The 19,006-nt window shown below is 61.9% G+C and carries 22 protein-coding genes; 16 read left to right on the top strand and 6 right to left on the bottom strand.

Going from position 1 to position 19,006, the window contains the following annotated elements; genetic code table 11:
* Positions 1-52 precede the first annotated feature (52 nt).
* The 10 genes from ruvX to efp all read left to right on the top strand — a co-directional run bounded on the left by ruvX (position 53) and on the right by efp (position 8,827).
* Positions 53-463: a Holliday junction resolvase RuvX gene (ruvX, locus tag C1877_RS10450; protein WP_015539550.1), complete on the top strand. Its 411-nt coding sequence runs from the start codon at positions 53-55 to the stop codon at positions 461-463.
* A 26-nt stretch (positions 464-489) separates the two neighbouring features.
* The gene (gene mltG / locus C1877_RS10445) at positions 490-1,644 is read left to right on the top strand and encodes an endolytic transglycosylase MltG (protein WP_015539551.1); all 1,155 of its coding nucleotides are present in this window, start codon (positions 490-492) and stop codon (positions 1,642-1,644) included.
* 54 nt (positions 1,645-1,698) lie between these two features.
* Positions 1,699-2,436 (top strand): YqeG family HAD IIIA-type phosphatase, encoded by a 738-nt coding sequence (locus tag C1877_RS10440; RefSeq protein WP_015539552.1) that lies wholly within the window; start codon positions 1,699-1,701, stop codon positions 2,434-2,436.
* Positions 2,433-3,365: a shikimate dehydrogenase family protein gene (locus C1877_RS10435; RefSeq protein ID WP_114569125.1), complete on the top strand. Its 933-nt coding sequence runs from the start codon at positions 2,433-2,435 to the stop codon at positions 3,363-3,365. Before C1877_RS10440 ends, C1877_RS10435 begins: the two co-directional genes overlap by 4 nt.
* Before the next feature lie 375 nt (positions 3,366-3,740).
* On the top strand, positions 3,741-4,913 hold the full coding sequence (gene aroC / locus C1877_RS10430; RefSeq protein ID WP_114569124.1) for a chorismate synthase: 1,173 nt from the start codon (positions 3,741-3,743) through the stop codon (positions 4,911-4,913).
* 5 nt (positions 4,914-4,918) lie between these two features.
* Positions 4,919-5,497, top strand: coding sequence for a shikimate kinase (locus C1877_RS10425; RefSeq protein WP_231847605.1), 579 nt, complete (start codon positions 4,919-4,921; stop codon positions 5,495-5,497).
* On the top strand, positions 5,482-6,600 hold the full coding sequence (aroB, locus tag C1877_RS10420; protein WP_114569123.1) for a 3-dehydroquinate synthase: 1,119 nt from the start codon (positions 5,482-5,484) through the stop codon (positions 6,598-6,600). Before C1877_RS10425 ends, aroB begins: the two co-directional genes overlap by 16 nt.
* A complete protein-coding gene (aroQ, locus tag C1877_RS10415) occupies positions 6,597-7,025 on the top strand; it encodes a type II 3-dehydroquinate dehydratase (RefSeq protein WP_041239309.1) in 429 nt (142 codons plus the stop codon). Before aroB ends, aroQ begins: the two co-directional genes overlap by 4 nt.
* Positions 7,006-8,187: a M24 family metallopeptidase gene (locus tag C1877_RS10410; protein WP_114569122.1), complete on the top strand. Its 1,182-nt coding sequence runs from the start codon at positions 7,006-7,008 to the stop codon at positions 8,185-8,187. The genes aroQ and C1877_RS10410 overlap by 20 nt, the downstream gene beginning before the upstream one ends.
* A 79-nt stretch (positions 8,188-8,266) precedes the next feature.
* Positions 8,267-8,827, top strand: a complete 561-nt coding sequence (gene efp, locus C1877_RS10405; protein WP_015539558.1) for an elongation factor P — start codon at positions 8,267-8,269, stop codon at positions 8,825-8,827.
* Positions 8,828-8,942: 115 nt separating this feature from the next.
* On the opposite strand, the gene C1877_RS10400 is transcribed toward efp, so the two are convergent.
* The 6 genes from C1877_RS10400 to C1877_RS10375 form a co-directional block, all read right to left on the bottom strand.
* Complete coding sequence (locus C1877_RS10400; protein ID WP_015539559.1) at positions 8,943-9,575, bottom strand: tyrosine-protein phosphatase; 633 nt, start codon at positions 9,573-9,575, stop codon at positions 8,943-8,945.
* Between the two features lie 25 nt (positions 9,576-9,600).
* Positions 9,601-10,527, bottom strand: a complete 927-nt coding sequence (locus C1877_RS10395; protein ID WP_114569121.1) for a CpsD/CapB family tyrosine-protein kinase — start codon at positions 10,525-10,527, stop codon at positions 9,601-9,603.
* A gap of 1 nt (position 10,528) precedes the next feature.
* Positions 10,529-11,191 carry a YveK family protein gene (locus C1877_RS10390; protein WP_041239312.1) on the bottom strand — a complete coding sequence of 221 codons (663 nt, stop codon included), beginning with the start codon at positions 11,189-11,191 and terminating at the stop codon, positions 10,529-10,531.
* 48 nt (positions 11,192-11,239) lie between these two features.
* Entirely contained in the window at positions 11,240-12,283 is a 1,044-nt protein-coding gene (locus C1877_RS10385) for an LCP family protein (RefSeq protein ID WP_041239314.1), read from the bottom strand.
* 142 nt (positions 12,284-12,425) lie between these two features.
* Positions 12,426-13,268: a class B sortase gene (locus tag C1877_RS10380; RefSeq protein WP_227115055.1), complete on the bottom strand. Its 843-nt coding sequence runs from the start codon at positions 13,266-13,268 to the stop codon at positions 12,426-12,428.
* Positions 13,269-13,428: 160 nt separating this feature from the next.
* Positions 13,429-13,986 (bottom strand): hypothetical protein, encoded by a 558-nt coding sequence (locus C1877_RS10375; protein ID WP_015539562.1) that lies wholly within the window; start codon positions 13,984-13,986, stop codon positions 13,429-13,431.
* A 177-nt stretch (positions 13,987-14,163) separates the two neighbouring features.
* On the opposite strand from C1877_RS10375, the gene C1877_RS15180 reads away from it, so the two are divergent.
* The 6 genes from C1877_RS15180 to C1877_RS10350 all read left to right on the top strand — a co-directional run bounded on the left by C1877_RS15180 (position 14,164) and on the right by C1877_RS10350 (position 19,003).
* On the top strand, positions 14,164-14,436 hold the full coding sequence (locus tag C1877_RS15180) for a hypothetical protein (protein ID WP_147274547.1): 273 nt from the start codon (positions 14,164-14,166) through the stop codon (positions 14,434-14,436).
* A 324-nt stretch (positions 14,437-14,760) separates the two neighbouring features.
* Positions 14,761-15,285 (top strand): antiterminator LoaP, encoded by a 525-nt coding sequence (loaP, locus tag C1877_RS10370; protein WP_114569120.1) that lies wholly within the window; start codon positions 14,761-14,763, stop codon positions 15,283-15,285.
* Between the two features lie 16 nt (positions 15,286-15,301).
* The gene (locus C1877_RS10365) at positions 15,302-16,024 is read left to right on the top strand and encodes a sugar transferase (RefSeq protein ID WP_220149911.1); all 723 of its coding nucleotides are present in this window, start codon (positions 15,302-15,304) and stop codon (positions 16,022-16,024) included.
* Positions 16,021-16,839, top strand: coding sequence for a glycosyltransferase family 2 protein (locus C1877_RS10360; protein ID WP_114569118.1), 819 nt, complete (start codon positions 16,021-16,023; stop codon positions 16,837-16,839). The genes C1877_RS10365 and C1877_RS10360 overlap by 4 nt, the downstream gene beginning before the upstream one ends.
* A 3-nt stretch (positions 16,840-16,842) precedes the next feature.
* Complete coding sequence (locus C1877_RS10355) at positions 16,843-17,931, top strand: EpsG family protein (RefSeq protein WP_114569117.1); 1,089 nt, start codon at positions 16,843-16,845, stop codon at positions 17,929-17,931.
* Positions 17,882-19,003 (top strand): glycosyltransferase, encoded by a 1,122-nt coding sequence (locus C1877_RS10350; protein WP_114569116.1) that lies wholly within the window; start codon positions 17,882-17,884, stop codon positions 19,001-19,003. Before C1877_RS10355 ends, C1877_RS10350 begins: the two co-directional genes overlap by 50 nt.
* The last annotated feature ends 3 nt before the right edge of the window (positions 19,004-19,006 follow it).

The raw sequence follows: 19,006 nt of genomic DNA, 5'->3' as shown, positions 1-19,006 counted from the left end.
GAACAGCCCGCTGCTGGGCCAGCTTGCACACCGATCAAGAAAGGCCCTTAGCATGCGCATCATGGCGCTCGACATAGGCGAAACGCGGGTGGGCGTCGCGGTATGCGATCCGGGGGAGCGGGTGGCGTCGCCGGTGTGCGTGCTGCCGGCTGCCGAGGTGCTCTCGTGCGCGAAGCCGTTCCGCCGCCTGCTGGAGGACTGGGAGCCCGAGCTGCTGCTGTGCGGGCTGCCCTACACGCTGGCCGGCCAGGAGGGGCCGCAGGCCGCGCGCATCCGCGCAGCGGCCGATGCCGTCACGAAGGCGTGCGGCATCCCGCATGAGTTCGCCGACGAGCGGTTGAGCTCGCAGGAGGCCAAACGGAGTTTGCGTGAAAAGGGCTTGGGCGAGCGCGAGATGCGCGGCAAAATAGATATGATAGCCGCAAGTCTGTTCTTGCAGGCGTGGCTTGATGCGCGCCGTTAGGCAAGCCGAAAGGTAGAGGAACGTCCATGCCCCCACGGAAGCAAGTCACGTATTCGCAGCGCCCGAACCACGCAGCCCGGTCGGCCCATGCGCGCGGCGAGCGCGAATTCCGCACCTACGATACCAGCTACATCCGCCCGAAGCAGAGCAAGGGGCCGAAGATCTTCGCGGCCGTGCTCGCCGTCGTTGTCATCGGCGGCCTGGCTTGGGGCGGGCTCACCCTGTTCAACAGCTGCTCCGGCTCCGCGCCGGTCGAGCTCCTTGCCGAGGGCCAGGAAGCCACCGTCGTGGTGGAGCAAGGCTCCGGTGCCAAGGCCATCGGGGAGCTGCTCGTGGAGGAGAAGCTGGTGGGAAGTGCTTCCGACTTCGCGAAGCGCGTGAGCGAGATGGGTGTGGAGTCCCAGCTCAAGCCCGGCACCTACACGTTCGCGGGCGGCACGTCGCTCGATGATATCGTCAGGCAGATCGCCGCGGGCCCCGATATGGGCAACGCGCTCACCATCCCCGAGGGCTACAAGCTCTCCGACATCGCCGCGGCCGTCGCCACGGCCTCCGAGGGCCGCATCACGGCCGAGGCCTTCACGGCCGCCGCCTCCGATGCCAGCGTGTACGCGGCCAGCTACAGCTTCCTGGCCGATGCGGGCACGAACTCCCTCGAGGGCTTCCTGTTCCCCAAGACCTACGCGGTGGCCGACGACGCCACGGCCGATTCGCTCGTCCGCATGATGCTCGACCAGTTCCAGAAGGAGACGGCGAGCCTGGACTGGTCGTACCCGCAGTCGCAGGGGCTCTCCATCTACGACGCCGTAAACCTGGCCTCCATCGTGGAGAAGGAATCGAGCGGCGACGAGCAGATCCGTGCCAAGGTGGCCGCCGTGTTCTACAACCGTCTGGAGACGACGGGCGAGCCCAGCTACGGCTTCCTGCAAAGCGATGCCACGACCGCCTACGAGGTGGGTCATGACCCCACCCCCGAGGAGGTGCATGCCGAGACGCCTTACAGCACGTACACGAACAAGGGCCTGCCGCCCACGCCCATCTGCTCTCCGAGCCTCGACTGCCTCAAGGCCGTGTGCGCACCTGACCAGGAATCGCTCGGCAAGTACTTCTTCTTCTACTTCGAGGGAGACAGCTACTACTTCACCGAGACGTATGAAGACCACATGAACACGTTCTCGTAGGCCGCCTGCGCCTGTGCCGAACGCCTGACCGTCCCTAATGTAAAGCAGCCGACCATGCCGCTTCTTGAACCCGACCGCTATTTCTCGCGCCTGTCGCACGTCGACATCGAGCGCGACTTGCTGGCGCTCGGCTTCCGCTTCGTGCTGCTCGACATCGACAACACCATCCTTACGCGCGACACGCACGAGGTGCCGCGCGATGCGGGCTTCTGGCTCGCGAAGGCGCGCGATGCCGGCATCACGTTCTGCCTCGTGTCCAACAACTGGCACGAGGGCGTCTACCAGCTGGCGAACCGCCTGTCGCTGCCCATCGTGGCGAAGGCCGTGAAGCCGCTGCCGCCCGCATTCCTCAGGGCCTTGGGCAAGATCGGCGCAACGCGCGCTGCCACGGTCGTCATTGGCGACCAGCTGGTCACCGACGTACTGGGCGCCCACTTCCTGGGCATGAAGGCCTATCTGCTGGCCCCGCTCGTGGAGCAGGACCTGCCCCACACGCTGCTGCTGCGCAACTTCGAGCGCCTGGTCATGGGCGAGCGGAAGCCCGAGGGCGCTGGCGTTCCGACGGCTTGCCAGCCGCCGGAAGCTGCCGACGCTGCGGCTTCCCCCAGCACCCGATCTCGCGGCGATGCCGGAGACTCGCGTACCGAAGTATCCCCCAAGGGGACTTCCTGCGGGGCGCGTTTCGCCTCCGGCATCCCCACGACCTCGGGCGCCGGGGAAACCCTCGCTGACCTTGGTGGACCTGCGAGTGGGGGGATTGACGAACCTGCTAGAACGGGAGGGGCCTCATGAGCACGCTGGAGACTGTCGAGAACCTGTACCTGCTGGGGCATCCCATCGCGCATTCTAAGTCGCCGGTCATGTACAACGCGGTGTACGGGCGGCTGGGGTTGCCGTGGTGCTACGAGCTGGCCGACCTGGCCTGCGAAGACGAGGCGCGGGCGTTTTTGGCCGCGCGGGACTTCCTGTCGGTGAACATCACCACGCCGTACAAGCCGCATGCCTACGAGGCGGCCACGCACAAGGCGGCGTCGGCCAAGCTTGCACGCGGGGCGAACCTGCTGGTCAAGCATGGGGAAGCGCTGCTTGCGTACAACACGGACGGCCAGGGCTGCGTGGCCTTCCTCGAGCGAACGGGCTTCGACTTTGCCGGGGCGTCGGTGGCCGTGTGCGGCACGGGCCCCACGGCGCTCGCCATCCTGCACGCCTGCGCCGTCGCCGGGGCCCGCGAGGTCGTGCTCGTGGGGCGCGATAGGGAGCGTGCACAGTCCGTGCTGCAGGATTACGTCGACGAGTTCGGACGGCTGTCGTCGGCCGCGATCGACCTGCCGGCGGCGAGCGAGCACCATCGCAGCTTCCGCGAGGCCTACGACGCCACCGCGTTCAAGTTCGGTGGCTACGCAACGTCCACGCAAGCCATACGCGACGCCGACCTCGTGGTGAACGCCACGCCCCTCGGTATGCAGGAGGGCGACCCGGCCCCGTTCGACACGGCGCTTTTCCAGCCCGGGCAGCGCGCGTTCGACGTGGTGTACGGCCACGGCGAGACGGCCTTCGTCGCCGGCGCCCGCGCCGCGGGCTGCACGGTGTCGGACGGCGCGGGCATGCTCGTGGCCCAGGCCGTGGCCAGCGTGCGCACCGTCTGCGACATCGCCGGCGTCGAGGTCGACCTGGACGCGATCGACCTGTTCGCCGTGATGGCCGACGCTGCAGGTTTCTAGGTTCCGGCGGCTCCCGGTTCCGTCGGCCTGACGGCCGCCGGAACGAAGCCGACATGCTGCGCCGCGAAGCAAGTCCCCGAAGGGGGCGGCCGGCCGTGGCACCCGATCTCGCGGCGATCCCGGAGGCTCGCGTACCCGTTGTACGCGTCGCCTCCGCCATCCCCACGATCTCGGGTGCCACGGCCGGCCTCGCTGACTTACTGCGCCAACCTGGGCGGCTGTTTTCGCGCTGGCGCGCGAAGCGCGGCCGTCCCGCTCCCATACTTCCCCTCCCGCTTCATGGCGATCTGGTACGACGGGCGAACCGTCGTTCGCCTTGCCGCGCGGCTGCGGTACAATAGGCGCAAAACGACGACAGCGGGAAAGCGGACCAACATGCGCTACCTAACAGCGGGCGAGAGCCATGGCCCGGCCCTCACGGCCATCGTGGACGGCGTGCCGGCAGGCCTCAAGATCTCCGAAGACCAGATAAACAGCGACCTGGCGCGCCGCCAGTCGGGCTACGGCCGCGGCGGGCGCCAGGCCATCGAGCGCGATCGCGTGCGCGTGACCTCCGGCGTGCGCTTCGGCCGTACCATCGGCTCGCCGGTGGCGCTCACGGTGGCGAACCGCGACTGGGAGAACTGGACCGATCGCATGGCCGCGTTCGGCGACACGCCGTCCGACCTCGTGCGCGAGGTGTGCCCGCGCCCCGGCCATGCCGACCTCGTGGGCGCCCTCAAGACGAACACCGACGACTGCCGCAACATCCTCGAGCGCGCGAGCGCCCGCGAGACGGCGGCGCGCGTCGCCGCCGCCGGCATCGCCCGCGAGTTTTTGGCCGAGCTCGGGGTGGAGGTGTTCTCCTATGTGGCCTCCATCGGCGACGTGTCGCTCGACGAGGACGACCCGATGCTCGCCGCGCCCGACTACAAGCCGCTCGACATCGAGCTCTCCGACGTGCGCTGCCCGGACGAGGAGGCCACCGAGGCCATGAAGGCCGCCATCGACGCCGCGCGCGCGGCGGGGGAGAGCCTGGGCGGCACGTTCCGCGTCGTGGCCACAGGCCTGCTGCCCGGCGTGGGCGGTTACGCCACGGCAGGCGAGCGCCTGACCGGCCGCATCGGAGGGGCGCTGTTCTCTATCCCGGCCATCAAGGGCGTGGAGTTCGGCCTGGGCTTCCAGGCGGCGCGCCGTCCCGGCTCGCAGGTGCACGATCCCATCGAGCTGGACCCCAAGGCCGGCTTCACGCGCACCCGCAACAACGCGGGCGGCCTGGAAGGCGGCATGACCACGGGCATGCCGCTCATCGTGACGGCGGCCATGAAGCCCATCCCCACGCTCATGACGCCGCTGGCCACGGTGAACCTGGACACGCTTGAGCCCGAGGAGGCCTCGCGCGAGCGCAGCGACGTGTGCGCCGTGCCGGCCTGCGCCGTGGTGGCCGAGGCAGAGGTGGCCATCGTGCTGGCCGACGCCTACCTGGAGAAGTTCGGGCACGACAACATGACCGACATCAAGGCCGCCGTGAAGTCCTACCGGCAGCGCCTGCGGACGCTGTCCCGGTGACGCGCATGAGCGCAACGAGCCTGCCTTCGCAGAACCGCCCCGCGCGCATCGTGTCCGAGCTGGCGAAGCCGGTGTTCTTCGTGGGCTTCATGGGCGCGGGCAAGACGTCCGTGGCCCGCAAGCTCGCGCGCACGTGCGGCATCGCCTCGGTCGACATGGACACCTACCTGGAGCGTCGCGAGGGCAAGCGCGTGCGGGAGCTCTTCGCCGAGGCGGGCGAGGACGCGTTCCGCGCCATAGAGACCGACGTGCTGCGCGAGCTGGCCGAGAAGGAGCCGCTGCTCGTGTCCTGCGGCGGCGGCGCGGTGCTGCGGCCGGAGAACCGCGCCATTTTGGCCGAGCGGGGATATGTGGTGTACCTGCAGGTCACCGCCGACGAGGCGGCCTCGCGCATCAGCGATGTGTCCACGCGCCCCCTGTTCCGCGACCTCGACACGGCGCGGGCGACCATCGAGGCGCGCCTGCCGCTGTACGAGGACGTGGCCGACGCCGTGGTGGACACGTCCGGCAAGAGCGTGGCGGCCATCGCGCGCGAGGTGCGCGGCGTGTTGGAGAGGGAGGGAATCCTGTGGCAACGAAAGTGATCGTGAACATTCCCGGCGAGGAGGCGTACGACGTGCGCATCGGCACCGGCGTGCTCGATGCGCTGGGTGCGCGCATGCGCGGCGTCCCGTCGCTCGAGCAGGCGGAGCGCGTGTTGGTCGTCACCGACGAGAACGTGGCCCCGCTCTACCGCGACCGGGCGAGGGAGTCGCTTGCGGCCGCGGGCTTCCGCGTGCCGGATATCGTGGTCCCGGCGGGCGAGGACACGAAGTCGGTCGAGGTGGCGGGCGAGATATGGGAGGCCATGGCACATCTTTCGCTCGGCCGCGACTGCGCGGTGGTGGCACTCGGCGGCGGCGTGGTGGGCGACCTGGCCGGGTTCGCCGCCTCCACGTACATGCGCGGCGTGACGCTCGTGCAGGTGCCCACCACGCTGCTCTCGATGGTGGACTCGTCGGTGGGGGGCAAGACGGGCGTGAACCTCACGGCCGGCAAGAACCTCGTGGGCACGTTCAAGCAGCCGGCGTACGTGTGCGCCGACACCGGAACGCTTTCCACGCTGCCCGAGCGCGAATGGGCGTGCGGCTGCGCCGAGGTGGCGAAATCGGCCGTCATCGACTCCGACGAGTTCTTCTTCTGGCTGGTGGAGGCCGCCGATGCCCTCGCGGCGCGCGAGGAGGCCGTCGTGTCCGAGGCCATCGCCCGCTGCGTCGTGTTCAAGGCCGACGTCGTGGCCGAGGACAAGACCGAGAGCCGCGGGGTGCGCGAGTGCTTGAACTACGGCCACACGCTCGGGCATGCCGTGGAGGCGCTCGCGGGCTACGGCACGTTCTCGCACGGCGCCGCCGTGGCCGAGGGCATGCGCTTCGCCGCGCGCCTCGCGGCGGCGCTCGCGGGTGCGTCCCTCGAGTTCGTGGCCGCGCAGGACGACCTGCTCGACGCGCTGGGGCTTCCCGCGCTTGCCTGGTCGGCCGAACCTGCGGACCTGCTCGCCGCCATGAAGCGCGACAAGAAGGCGCGCCACGGCCAGGTGCGCTTCGTCCTTCCGCGGGATGTAGGCTCCTGGGAGCTGCGCGATGTGGACGACGCCGTCATCCTGGAGCACCTGGAGGCCTGGGCGCGCTCGAAGGAGGAATGCTCATGAAGCGGATACTGGTGCTGAACGGCCCGAACCTCAACCTGCTGGGCGTGCGCGAGCCCGACGTGTACGGCACGGTGACGCTGGCCGACATCGAGCGCGAGGTGGCGGCCTATGCGGCCGAGCGCGGCGCGACCGTCGATTGCTTCCAGTCGAACCACGAGGGCGTGCTCATCGACCGCCTGCATGCGGCGCGCGGCGTCTACGACGGCATCGTGTACAACCCCGGCGCCCATACCCACTACTCCTACGCGCTGCGCGACGCGGTCTCGTCCATCGACGTGCCCACCGTGGAGGTGCACCTCTCGGACATTTCATCGCGCGAGGACTTCCGCAAGGTCTCGGTCATCGCACCCGTGTGCATCGCCCAGATCAAGGGCAAGGGCAAGGAGGGCTACAAGGAGGCCGTCGATGTGCTGCTCGGCCGATAGCGCCGCCTGCGCCCAGACCGGCGCTTCTGCTTGCCGTCTGGACCGCCTGCGCGCCGCCTGCGCCGACGCCGGCATCGACGCATTCCTTGTGCGCGACACCTCGAACATCGCCTGGCTCACCGCCTTCGACGGCGTGTTCGACGACGAAGGTGCCCATGCGCTGCTCGTCACGCCGCGCGCCGCGGTGCTCCATACCGACTCGCGCTATGCCGACGCGGCCCGCGTCGCCGCCGCGGACGGTCCCGTCGCCGTCGACGATGCGCGGAAGACCCACGCGAAGTTCGTCGCCGACGCCCTCGGCAATCGCTGCGACGCCGCGAACGCCGAGGGCGACGCGCCTGCCGCCTCCCTCGTGCTCGGCATCGAGGACTCCCTCGCGCTCGGCGAGTTCCGCGCCCTCGAGGCCGCGCTCGTCGAGGCACCCGCCGAGGTACCGCGCCTGCACGAGACGAGCCGCTTCGTCCTCGACCTGCGCGCCGTCAAGGAGCCGTCCGAGGTCGCGCGCCTGCGCGCCGCCCAGGCCGTCACCGATGCCGCGTTCGCGCATATCGTCGCGTTCATGCGCCCCGGCATGACCGAGCGGGAGGTCCAGATAGAGCTGGAGGACTTCATGCGCCGCCACGGTGCCGAGGGCCTCGCGTTCCCCTCCATCGTGGCCACGGGCCCGAACGGCGCGAGCCCCCATGCCATCCCGGGCGCCACACGGCTCGAGGCGGGTCAGTGCGTCGTGCTCGACTTCGGGGCCCGTGCCTGCGGCTACTGCTCCGACATGACGCGCACCGTGTTCCTGGGCGAGCCCGACGAGCGCCTGCGCGCCGCCTACGAGGCTATCCGGCAGGCGAACGAGCAGGTGGAGGCCGCGCTGCGCCCCGGCGTCACCGGCAAGGACATGCACGAGCTGGCCGAGCGCGTGCTGGCGGACCACGGTTTCGCGGGCAAGATGGGCCACGGCCTGGGCCATGGCGTGGGCATCGACATCCACGAGGAGCCCAACCTCTCGCCGCGCAACCCACACCCGCTCGTTCCCGGCAACGTGGTCACGGTGGAGCCGGGCGTCTACCTAAGCGGCGAGTTCGGCATGCGCCTGGAGGACTTCGGCGTCATAACCCATGATGGTTTCGCAGTTTTCACCCAATCGACGCACGACATGGTTATAATATAGCGGCAAAATATCTGCGTGCCGCCGCCCCAGACGAGAGCAGTTCCGCGGTCGGCGCGAGCAATCGAAAGGAACCAAGGGAATGGCAATCTCTACCGCCGATTTCAAGAACGGCATGTGCATCGAGTACAACGGCAAGCTGTGCACCATCGTGGAGTTCCAGCATGTGAAGCCCGGCAAGGGCGGCGCGTTCGTCCGCACGAAGCTCAAGGACATCAAGACCGGCCGCGTCATCGACAACACGTTCAACGCCGGCGTGAAGGTGGAGTCCGTGCGCCTCGAGTCGAAGAAGCTCCAGTACCTGTACAACGACGGTGCCGACTTCAACTTCATGGACAACGACACCTACGAGCAGACGGCTATCCCGGCCGACGTGGTGGGCGATGCCTCCCAGTGGCTCAAGGAGAACGACGAGGCCACGCTGCTCTATGCCGGCGACGAGCTGATCAGCATCGAGCCCCAGATGTTCGTCGAGCTCGAGGTCACGCATACCGAGCCCGGCTTCAAGGGCGATACGGCCACGAACACGACGAAGCCCGCCACCCTCGAGACCGGCGTGGAGCTGCAGGTGCCCACGTTCGTCGAGATCGGTGACATCCTGCAGATCGACACCCGCGACGGCCGCTTCATCAAGCGCGTCTAGCCTGTTCCGTCGGCTTGTCGGCTGACAGGCCGATCCCCGGCACCAGGAGGCCTCTCTGATTTTGGCCCAAACCTGCAAGAAAGAAGACGCCGCCCCTCGGGGCGGCGTCTTTGCGTTAGTACTTCTGGGCGATCTTGATGGCTTTGCGGTAGTCGGCGTAGTCCTCCACGCAGTGGGCGTCCGAGGCAATGTAATCCACCAGGTCGTTCTCCAGCAGCTTGAGCGCCGCTCGCTTGCTGTTGCTGCGGAACCCGCCTGCGGCGAAGTTCCCCGACAACTGCAGCAAGCAACCCAGATCCTTCATCTCCTCGGCAATGCCGATGTCGTTCTGCACGGGCCGGTAGCGCTCCGGATGCGCGATGATGGGCTGGATGCCCTGCCCTTGGAGGTTGTAGATGATGCGCTGCCAATTCGGCGGCAGGCTGGCCACGCCGAACTCCAGCAGCAGGAGGTTGGTGCCCTCGAAGCAGAGGTGCGACGCGTTGTCGATGCCGAAGCTTATCAGGTTCTCCCAGTACACCTCGAAGCCCAACGTCATCTGAAAGCCCTGCGAATGCGCGAACCGGCTAAGCACGTCGAAGTGGTCGACGATGCGCTGGTAGTCGAAGCGCGAGCCCCGGCAGTGGGGCGTGCAGACGATGTTGTCGATGCCCGACTTGCGGGCGGCGTTGAGCATGGCCTGCGACTCGGCGAAATCGTTCGACCCGTCATCGACGTCGAACAGGATATGGCAATGGAGGTCGAACATGGCGAGATGCGCTCCAGCTTCCGGCTTACGAGCGCGTCCGGTTCTTGTGGCGCGGCGTCTTGCCTCCCGGCGTCATGGCCTTGAACGCGTTGGGCGCGTAGGGATTGCCTCCCGCCACGGCCCCCTGCACGTCTGCCATGCCCGGGCGCGGCTGCGCTGCCGAACGTCCCGAGGACGCGCGCCGGGGCGAGGTGTGCCCCTCCTGCTCCCAGGCCACCGGGTTGTTCAGGTCGGAAGGCATGGCGGCCGGCTCAAGGTCCTCCTTGTTCACGCGCTTGCCGTCCTGCGTGTAGTAGGCGTAGTAGTAGCTGCTCTCGTCATCGGTGCAGAACGTCATGACGGTGCCCAGGATGCGGGCATCGGCCACACGGAGCTGCTGGGCGCACTTCGCCACGAGGGAGCGCTTCGTCTGGTTCTGGCGGATGACCAGCAGCGTGCCGTCCACCAGGCTGCTCAAGATGGCGGCATCCACGAACAGCGACACGGGGGGCGTGTCGAAGATCACGTAGTCGAACGAGTCGCGCAGCTTGTCCACCAGCGACGCGAAGCGCTTCGTGCTCAGGATGTCCGCGGGGCTCGGGATGTTCGGCTCGGCGTCGAGGAAGTACAGGTTCGGGATGTGCGTCGGCAGGATGGCATCGTTGAGCGAGGCCGAGCCCGAGAGGGCGGCGTACAGGCCGCTTGTCGGGTGGATATCGAGCAGCTTGCCCAGGGAGCGGCGGCGCATGTCGGTCTCCACGATGAGCACCTTCTTGCCCGCCGTGGCGATGGCGTTCGCAAGGTTCGTGGACACGATGGTCTTGCCCTCGTTCTGCTCCGAGGAGGTGACCACGATGGTCTTCACCTTCTCGTCTACCGAGGCGAAGCGGATGTTCGCCAGAAGCGTCTTCGACGCGTTGGAAAACTGCGGATGCTCGAAGCGCGCGAGGATCTTCTTGCTCTTCTTGGCCATGTTAGTTCCCCTTACCCTTCAGCGCGGGCATGCGGCCCAGGACGGGCAGCCCCAGAAGCTCCTCGGCTTCCTCGGGGCTCTTCACGGTGGTATCGATGAGGTCGAGCAGCACGATAAGGGCCACGGCGAAGAACAGGCCTGCCAAGAAGGCGACGGCGGTGTACATGATGCGGTTCGGGCCCGAGGGGGCGTTGGGAACCTGGGCGGCGTCGACGATGTTGACGGCCTTGAGCTCCATGACCTCCACGGCGGTGTCGGCCGTCTGCTTGGCCAGCTCGTTGGCAATCTGCGCCACGGCCTCGGGCTTCTTGCCCGTGACGCTCAACGTGATCACGCGGTTCGTGGTGGCCGAGGTCACCTTGATGTCGTAGCCCTTGAGCGTGCTCATGCCCAGCGACTGGGCGGTGGCGTCGATCACGCGGTTCGACTGGGCCATGACGGCGATGTCGTTCGCCAGCTGCTGGCTGGCCGTGGTATCGCTGCTCGTGATGTTCGAGCTCTGCTCGTCGGTTTTGTTGAGCACGTAGAGCGATACGTCGGACGTGTAGTCGTTCGACATGAATCCCCAGCAGTAAATGGCGGTGGCTCCCGCGAAAACGAGCGGGAACACGACGACCAGGTACCACTTCTTCCGAAGCAGGTGGAGCAGTTCTAGCAAGGTCACGGGTTATCTCTCCTTATAAGCCCAGGTATCGCGTTTCCAGGTCGAATGCTAGTCGACCTGACGGTAGTACACGTCCAAAACCGTCTCGTAGACGGCATTCTTGTCGAGGTAGTACTCGGCGTATTTCTCGCCCTGCTGCATCTCGCCCGGGAGCGTGGTCACGTTGAGGCTCGTGATGCCGCTCGAGAGCACCGAGGTGGCCAGGTAGCTGAACTCGCTGACGCCCAGGTTGGTGATAGAATACCCGTTCGCCGTGTTGAACAGGTCCAGCAGCGTGCCCACGTTGCCCTGCGCCATGCTGAGCGCCTGGGCGGCGAAAGCCTTGATGTACTGCACCTGGCGTGCCTGGCGGTCGAGCGAGGACGTGAGCACCGACGTGTCGCGCCATTGCACGTAGCGCAGCGCGTTGTTGCCGAACAGCACGGTGTCCTGCCCCTCCACGATGCCCGTGTTGGGGATGCTCTGCAGCGGCGTGAGCGCCACGCCGCCTATGGCGTCGTTCAGCGGGCCGACGCCGCTCAAGTCGAGTGCGAAGTAGTAGGAGATGGGCATGTTGTACAGTACGCGCGAGGCCACGGTGGTGGTGTACTGGCAGCTGGTTTCCCTGCCGTCGCCGTAGCTGTACGCCAGGCACAGCTGCATCTTGTCAAGGCCGATGAACGCGCTGCCCACGAATTCGCCCACTTCCACCATGCTGTCGCGGGGAAGGCCGATGGCGGTGGCCTCGCCGGTTTTCGTATCGAGCGCCATCACCATGACGGCGTCTGCTTGGCCGGCCTTCTCGCCCACCTCGGCGGGTGCCGTGCGGTCGAAGCCGATGATGCAGATGGAGACCATGTTCTCGTTCAGCGCATAGGTGTGGCCGTTGTATTTGACGGTCTTGCCCTCGTCGTAGGCTACGGCGTTTTCGGCGGTTTGGATGTCCTCGGCTTGGGAGGCCTCGTGGATGGCGCCTTCGCCGGCTTTGATGGTGCTCATGACGCCCCAGGCCGTGCCGCCGCCCACCAGGGCCACCACGACCAGTACGACAAGCGCGACGCGAATGCGTTTCTTGCGTTTCGAGTGGCTTCGCTTGCGCTTGCGGATCAGCACTTCCTGGTTCTGGGAGGCCGCCTGCTGGGCAAAGAACTCGGACGAGTCGGCTCGCCCTTCCGTTGGCTGACCCGCCGTCTGCTGGGGAGCCTGGGTGGAGGGGGATCCGCTTCGAGGCGCACGCGAGGGCGGCGTCGGTCGGTTAGTAGGTCGGTTGGTCATCTATTAAAACTCCAGTAACGATGTAGCGGCTGGTTGTGTGGTTGGTGTCGCTCATGCAGGTGCTCAACTGCACTATTTTATCATCAATTGACAGTTCCGTGTCGCTTCGGGTGTTAACCAGCAGAGAATCCGGATGCATGACGAAGTTGAAGTATTCCTGGCGCACCGTCGGATCGGAGAGGTTGTAGGAGTTCAGGATATGGCGGTCGTCGTACAGGTAGGCCGAGACAACGCGGTAGGTGAGCGCATGCCCCGGCGTGTAGATATACAGCGTGTCATGCTCGTTGAAGAAGTCCTCGTTCTCGAAGTAGTGCAGGGTGGAGAACATGGTGCCGTTCTGCAGGTTGTGGCCGTAGAGCACCGTCACGGGGTCGCTGAAATCGGTGTTGTTGGCCATCTCGGTGTAGATGGCTCCCTCGATGGCGTAGTCGCCGTCTTTGTTATGGTCGAGGTAGAGGAAGTCGTTCGTGGCGCTCTGCAGCACAGGGAGGTTCACATCGGTGCCGGGAACGTGGATCCACGCGTAGATATCGGGGTTCTCCTGCTTCAGCGACGTGAAGTCGATGGGGTTTTCCACCCGGTTGTCGGCGGTATCCTGTGCGGGTTGCTCCACCACCGGTTCCGGCGTGTTCTTCATCTCCTCGGCCACGCGGTCGAGCTCGGCTTGCTGCCAGATCAGATAGCCGCACCCGGCGGCGACGCCGCACAGGAGAAAGGCGAGGAGCACCGCGAGGATGATAATGGAGCGCTTCTTCTTCCTCGCCTCGAGGGGGCTGGCGGCCTTCGCGTGCTTGGGCTGGAGGTCGTCGCTTCGTTGTTCCAAAGGCGCTTTCGGCATAGGAAGGACCGCTCGCTTTCGTAAAGGTGTTTCGTACCTCAAGTGTTGAGGCTATGGTAGCAAACCGTTTGCCCATAGAAGAAGAGACCTGTTGTAAAACAGGTCTCTTCGATACAAGTTCTATATAAGACTTGCGGTGTGCTTGCTACTCGGTGACCTTCTTGCGCAGGGCCACGAAGACAGCGCCGGCGGCGATGGCCGTCACGACGGTGGCGCCGGCAACGGTGCCGAGGTCAACGCCGGTCTGCGGGGAGGTGGAACCCGTGTTGGCGTTAGCTGTCGAACCCGCAGCGCCGATGGCGATGGAGAAGATGGACAGTTTGTCAACATGGATTGCGATGGTGCCATCAGCGGCAACCGTGCCCGTCAAAGTCTCGGTCGTACCGTCCGTATGCTGCACGTAAACCGTGTAAGCGTAACCGGCGTACTTGGCGCCAACGTTGAACGTAAGGTCGACGTTGGTGGCGTCGCCCTTAACTTCGAAAGAAGCAACGATATCGGTGCCGGCAGGAACGTTGCTGGCCTTCGCGGAGGTAGAAGCCACGCTCTCGATAGTGCCAGAACCAGCCTTGACGACAGCGCTCACACCATTGTCGCCCGTGGCGGTGCCATTGTTGCTCGGGCTCGGGGCTGCCCATGCAAGCGTCGGAAGCGCAAGCATGAGAGCTGCAGCACAAGCAATCGCTACAATCCTCTTCTTCATTAAATCCTTCTTTCCTTGGGTGCTCTTCACGTAAACACAGTTTTACAGCCTTACTCCACTGAATGATAGCGGCCGTTCGACGCGTTTGTCAATGAGAAATCGATCTTTTGCCTCGTAAACGTTGTAATTCCTCTTTAGCGGGGTGTTATTCGTGTTGTGCATCAAAAGGATTCGGCAATGGTTGCGGGCAGCTTGCCGGCGGTGATGGCGGGCAAGGGGGAGAGGAGGCTTGCAGGCTCTCCATATGACAACCACATAAGACAGGTTCGTACAACCGTTCTGAAATTGTTGGTTAATGAAAGCAAAAAAAGGGGGCTTAACCGAGAAAAACGACTCTTAGAAAAAGAATCTCCACATTTGGCGTTGCTAAACTGTAAACCTCAACCTATCATTTATAATGACAACCGCCAGTTTTATCAGGGAATACATAATCTTTTGCTGTGCATTTGAGGTTGTATCCCCATGGCGGCTGGTAAAAGGCCGGTTTTGGAATCTGCGTTCTCGTAAGGGCGTGCTTTCCAAAACGACGAAGCGAATCCGCGGAAATCATAATGGGCTGCGCGAGGGCAAGCTGATCGTGCGGGTCCCTCCGCTTCTTTCGAGTCGTTTCGGTCGTGGTGGTTGAACCGCCGGGCATATCTTACAAGCGAGGGATCGTCGCTGGGTGCGCGTCTCGTTGCGAGTAGGAGGATGAATAACGTTGTCGTTTCGCATCGCCTTTCGGCGCATGGCGAAGCCTTACCTTTGTAGAGGCCCTTCGGCAGGAGGCTGGCTATGTGGTATGTCGTGCAGGTCGTCGGCGGCAGGGGGCGCCGCGTCCTCCATCTGGTGGAGCAGCTCGTCGATGATGACGTGCTGCAGGAGTGCTTCATCCCCCAGTACGAGATCATGAAGAAGATCAAGGGCGAGTGGAAGCGCCGCTCCGAGATCCTGCTCCCCGGATACCTGTTCCTTATCACTGATAAGGTTGACCAGGCCGCGGACGAGCTCCGCAAGGTTCCCGCGTTTACCAAGCTCCTGGGAAACGACAACGCGTTCATTCTCCTTAACGCAGATGAGATAGCCTTCATCGATTCCTTCACGACCAAAGACCACCGCGTGGTGGAAATGTCGGAGGGCGTGATAGAAGGCGACGAGATCAGCATAACGAAAGGCCCGCTGGTCCACCATACCGCCCTGGTCAAGAAGATCGACCGCCACAAGCGCCTGGCATACGTGGAAACAACGATGTTCGGCCGCAAGCTGAACCTCAAAGTCGGACTAGAGATTGTCAGAAAACACAGGAATATATCAACTTGACGAAACTGCTGCCGCTATGGCGGCTGAGACGGCTCTACCGGGGGACGATTTCTGCCTTGAGGACGATCCGGCCGATTCAGCTGGAGACCGCATGGCTGCCCGCCTGCATCCGGGCATTGAAGTTCGTCCGCCCCTCTCGCGTATTCCAAGCAAATCATATGCACACGTAAAACGCGCCTTCGACATCGTATTCTCGGCCCTGGGCCTCGTGGCCCTGTCGCCCGTGCTCGCCGCCTGCGCGGTGGCCGTGAAGGCCACCTCCCAGGGGCCGGTGCTCTTCAAGCAGAAGCGCTGGGGTCGGGCGGGGAGCCGCTTTGAGTGCTGGAAGTTCCGCACCATGCTCGTGGAGACCCCGCCCGACATGCCCGCCCAGGATTTCGCCGACAAGGCGGCGTTCATGACGCCGGTGGGCAACTTCCTGCGGAGGTGGTCCCTCGACGAGCTCCCGCAGCTCGCGAACATCCTCAAGGGCGACATGTCGATCATCGGGCCACGCCCCGTCATCATCCGCGAGCGCCGGCTCATAGACCTGAGGATCCCGCTCAACGCCGAGGCTGTGCGCCCGGGACTCACCGGCTGGGCCCAGGTGAACGGCCGCAACCTCGTCTCCGACGAGGAGAAGGCTTTCCTTGACGGCGAGTACGTGGCCAACATGTCCCTCGCCTTCGACGCGAGGGTGTTCTTCAGGACGATCTCCGTGGTGTTCAGCCGGCGCGGTGTGAACAGGGAAGCAAGATGAGCACTATCGCCGGTCTTGTTTCGGTAATTATGCCTAATTATAACTGTGAAGCTTATATAAGCGAATCAATAGAATCCGTACTATCGCAAAGCTATTCGAATTGGGAATTGATAGTTGTCGATGACTGCTCATCCGATAACTCGGCAGAGGTTGTCAAAGCATTTTGTGACGCGAGTCCGAAAATTCATCTAGTAGAGTTAGCTGAAAACACAGGAGCAAGCAACGCAAGGAATGAGGGGATTTCCCTTGCGCAGGGGGAATACATTGCATTTCTTGATTGCGATGACATTTGGCTTCCCGAAAAGCTTTCAATGCAGGTTCAATTTATGAAAGAGAATTTCTGTGCATTCAGCTGTGCGTCATATGCGGTTATTTCTGAAGATGGAGCAAACAAAGGTGTCGTAAAGAAGCCGCCGGGAAGCGTTGGGTACCACAGATTGCTATATCTAGGGGATTCGATAGGGAATTCCACGGCTGTTTATAGTCAGCGGATGCTTGGGAAATGCTACGCACCCAGCATTAAGAAGCGAAATGACTACGCATTATGGTTAAGCATCCTTCGAGAAAATGACGTAAAGGTTTACGGCCTTCGGGAAGTAGTTGCCAATTATCGGGTGCGCGAGGGTAGTCTATCGTCCGGCAAACGCAATCTTCCAAAATGGCAGTGGCATCTCTACCGAGAAATAGAGCATCTTTCCATCGCGTCAGCGGCACTAGCTTTTGTTATTTGGGCACTAAGCAAATCCATTGGTTATGGCGTGGACAAGCTGCTCGAATTGAATTTCAATAGAAGCGGCGCATTGAAAGTCGAATAGGCAATGTATGTCCTGCTTATAAACGCTGCCCTGATTGCTATCTACGGTCCTATTGTGTCAAGCAAAAGCAAGAAGGTTTGTGTAACGCTTATCGGCATTCAGCTGTTTTTGCTCCTGGCCCTTCGAGCCGAATCGTATGGGCCCGATGCTGAGATTTATGCTGCGGGGTATAGATATATTTCAAGCCTCACCTTTTCTCAAATGCTTGGTGCCCTTAATCCCAATATTCTCGACAACGCGAATTTGATATACCTATACGACTTCGAAAATGGATGGGTCGTTTTAAACTGGCTACTTGCTTCTTTAGGGTTTAGCTATCAGGGATTAATTGTATTTCTAGCGGCAGTTACATCGTTCTCGTTCTGTTTCTTTTCTTTACGTTATTCAGATACGCCTTGGTTTACTCTATTCATTTTGAGCACCATGAATTTTCTCTGGTACTCGATTTCGATATTGAGACAGATGCTCGCTTTATCGATTTTTCTATTCGGCATCATCTATATCGTCAAGCGAAAACCCATCAAATTTATGTTGGTTATACTTTTGGCGATGATGTTTCATAGAGCAGTTATATTGGCGGCTTTGCTGTATCCGCTATCTAGAACCAAGATGACAAAGAGGAAGCTCACATATATTTTTATTGCGTTCGTTGTGCTATGTGCGCTTTCCGCTTTTGTGTTGCCAGAAGTTCTGAAAATGATTCTCGGCGTATTTGGAAAAGAGGGGCTTGCTTTAAGTTTCTCATGGAATAGTCTCATCACTTTGCATATAGTGATCGTCGTCGCGATCCTACTTCTGTTCGATGTAGATAAAATGACTGAAGAATTTAATGCGAACCTTTCATTGTGCGGAGTAGCTGCAAGTCTCCTCTTTTGTTCGGTATCGCTAAATAATGAAGTTCTAGCGCGTGCTGATGAATATCTTTGGATATTTGTCAGCCTTCTTATTCCAGTCTGTTTAAGGCAGGCTGATCCACGACTAGCTGTTTTAGGCAAAATGGGCGCGATCTGCTTACTATTGCCTTTCCTTGCGTACCAGATATATGGAACAACTCTCGATCCGTACATTTCAATATTCGGACCGATTTTTTAGTTCTATGAATGTCAATCCGAAAGTATTATTCGTAGCTAATAAATTTGGAGGTGGCGGTGCGGAGAGGGTTACGTCTATTCTCTGCAACCACTTCTACGCTAAAGGCTACCGTTCGGGTGCCGTGTCTATAGACGAAGATCATTGTTCTTATGAATTGAGCCAGGGCGTAAAGATGTACGGTTGCCAGCCATGCCGCCAAAAGCATATCAATATAATTAAAAGGTTACATTTGATTAAAAGAGTCCTATCGGAGTTTGATCCCGACATAGTTGTTGCTCTTGGCCGCCCCATGAAATACGTACTGGCGGTTACTCGCGGAATGCAAGTCCAAACCGTTGCATCCGAGCGGAATTATCCGCCTTGCATTTATTCTGAAAGGGAATTTTGTGATTGCGTTAAGAATTATGAGCGAGCCTCACGGGTAGTGTTCCAAACCGAAGAAGTCCAACAGCTTTTCCCGACTGATATTGTAAGCAAATCTAAAGTCATACCGAATCCTCTTGTGACTGCGTTGCCGGAATATGGTGGTCCTTGCAGCAAAAGAATAGTCACCGCAGCGCGTCTTGAGCCGCAAAAGAATCTGAGGCTCCTCATTGACGCATTCAATCTTTTTCGTGAAAAAGTGCCAGGCTATTGTTTGGACATATTCGGAGATGGCTCGCTGCGCTTTGAGCTGCAGCAGCATATCAATTCTTTGCAGTTGGAGGACAGAGTCAAGTTGCGCCCATACTCCGATGATGTTCATTCTGAAATACGCGATGCGGCCATATTTGTGAGCTCTTCTGATTTTGAAGGAATGCAAAATTCGCTCATGGAGGCAATGGCGATGGGGATTCCTTGCGTTGCAACCGACTGCCTTGGTGGGGGAGCTAGGTTATTAACAGAAGGTGGGCGACGTGGACTGCTTGTCGAGCGTGGAAATCGAAAGGCGCTAGCGGAAGCGATGATAGCGGTAGCAGTTGATCGAAAACTTGCAGAGGTACTCTCATGCGAAGGAAAAAGCATTGCTTGCGAAAAACACCAGCTTGAGATATTAAACGCATGGGAACAATTTCTAGTATATGGATACTAAGTC

The organism is Gordonibacter pamelaeae (assembly GCF_003340385.1).
GTDB lineage: Bacteria > Actinomycetota > Coriobacteriia > Coriobacteriales > Eggerthellaceae > Gordonibacter > Gordonibacter pamelaeae.
Note: the sequence above shows the minus strand (reverse complement) of the source record. Positions and strands in the feature narration are given on the sequence as shown.

Bases quoted from the DNA above. Each gene is read 5' to 3' on its own strand.
- C1877_RS10395 (WP_114569121.1), bottom strand. From the start codon at position 10,527: ATGGCCAAGAAGAGCAAGAAGATCCTCGCGCGCTTCGAGCATCCGCAG.
- C1877_RS10360 (WP_114569118.1), top strand. From the start codon at position 16,021: ATGAGCACTATCGCCGGTCTTGTTTCGGTAATTATGCCTAATTATAAC.
- C1877_RS10410 (WP_114569122.1), top strand. From the start codon at position 7,006: ATGTGCTGCTCGGCCGATAGCGCCGCCTGCGCCCAGACCGGCGCTTCT.
- mltG (WP_015539551.1), top strand. From the start codon at position 490: ATGCCCCCACGGAAGCAAGTCACGTATTCGCAGCGCCCGAACCACGCA.
- C1877_RS10350 (WP_114569116.1), top strand. From the start codon at position 17,882: ATGGAACAACTCTCGATCCGTACATTTCAATATTCGGACCGATTTTTT.
- C1877_RS10400 (WP_015539559.1), bottom strand. From the start codon at position 9,575: ATGTTCGACCTCCATTGCCATATCCTGTTCGACGTCGATGACGGGTCG.
- ruvX (WP_015539550.1), top strand. From the start codon at position 53: ATGCGCATCATGGCGCTCGACATAGGCGAAACGCGGGTGGGCGTCGCG.
- C1877_RS10425 (WP_231847605.1), top strand. From the start codon at position 4,919: ATGAGCGCAACGAGCCTGCCTTCGCAGAACCGCCCCGCGCGCATCGTG.
- aroC (WP_114569124.1), top strand. From the start codon at position 3,741: ATGCGCTACCTAACAGCGGGCGAGAGCCATGGCCCGGCCCTCACGGCC.
- C1877_RS10375 (WP_015539562.1), bottom strand. From the start codon at position 13,986: ATGAAGAAGAGGATTGTAGCGATTGCTTGTGCTGCAGCTCTCATGCTT.
- aroQ (WP_041239309.1), top strand. From the start codon at position 6,597: ATGAAGCGGATACTGGTGCTGAACGGCCCGAACCTCAACCTGCTGGGC.
- efp (WP_015539558.1), top strand. From the start codon at position 8,267: ATGGCAATCTCTACCGCCGATTTCAAGAACGGCATGTGCATCGAGTAC.
- C1877_RS10440 (WP_015539552.1), top strand. From the start codon at position 1,699: ATGCCGCTTCTTGAACCCGACCGCTATTTCTCGCGCCTGTCGCACGTC.
- C1877_RS15180 (WP_147274547.1), top strand. From the start codon at position 14,164: ATGGTTGCGGGCAGCTTGCCGGCGGTGATGGCGGGCAAGGGGGAGAGG.
- C1877_RS10435 (WP_114569125.1), top strand. From the start codon at position 2,433: ATGAGCACGCTGGAGACTGTCGAGAACCTGTACCTGCTGGGGCATCCC.
- C1877_RS10365 (WP_220149911.1), top strand. From the start codon at position 15,302: ATGGCGGCTGAGACGGCTCTACCGGGGGACGATTTCTGCCTTGAGGAC.
- C1877_RS10355 (WP_114569117.1), top strand. From the start codon at position 16,843: ATGTATGTCCTGCTTATAAACGCTGCCCTGATTGCTATCTACGGTCCT.
- loaP (WP_114569120.1), top strand. From the start codon at position 14,761: ATGTGGTATGTCGTGCAGGTCGTCGGCGGCAGGGGGCGCCGCGTCCTC.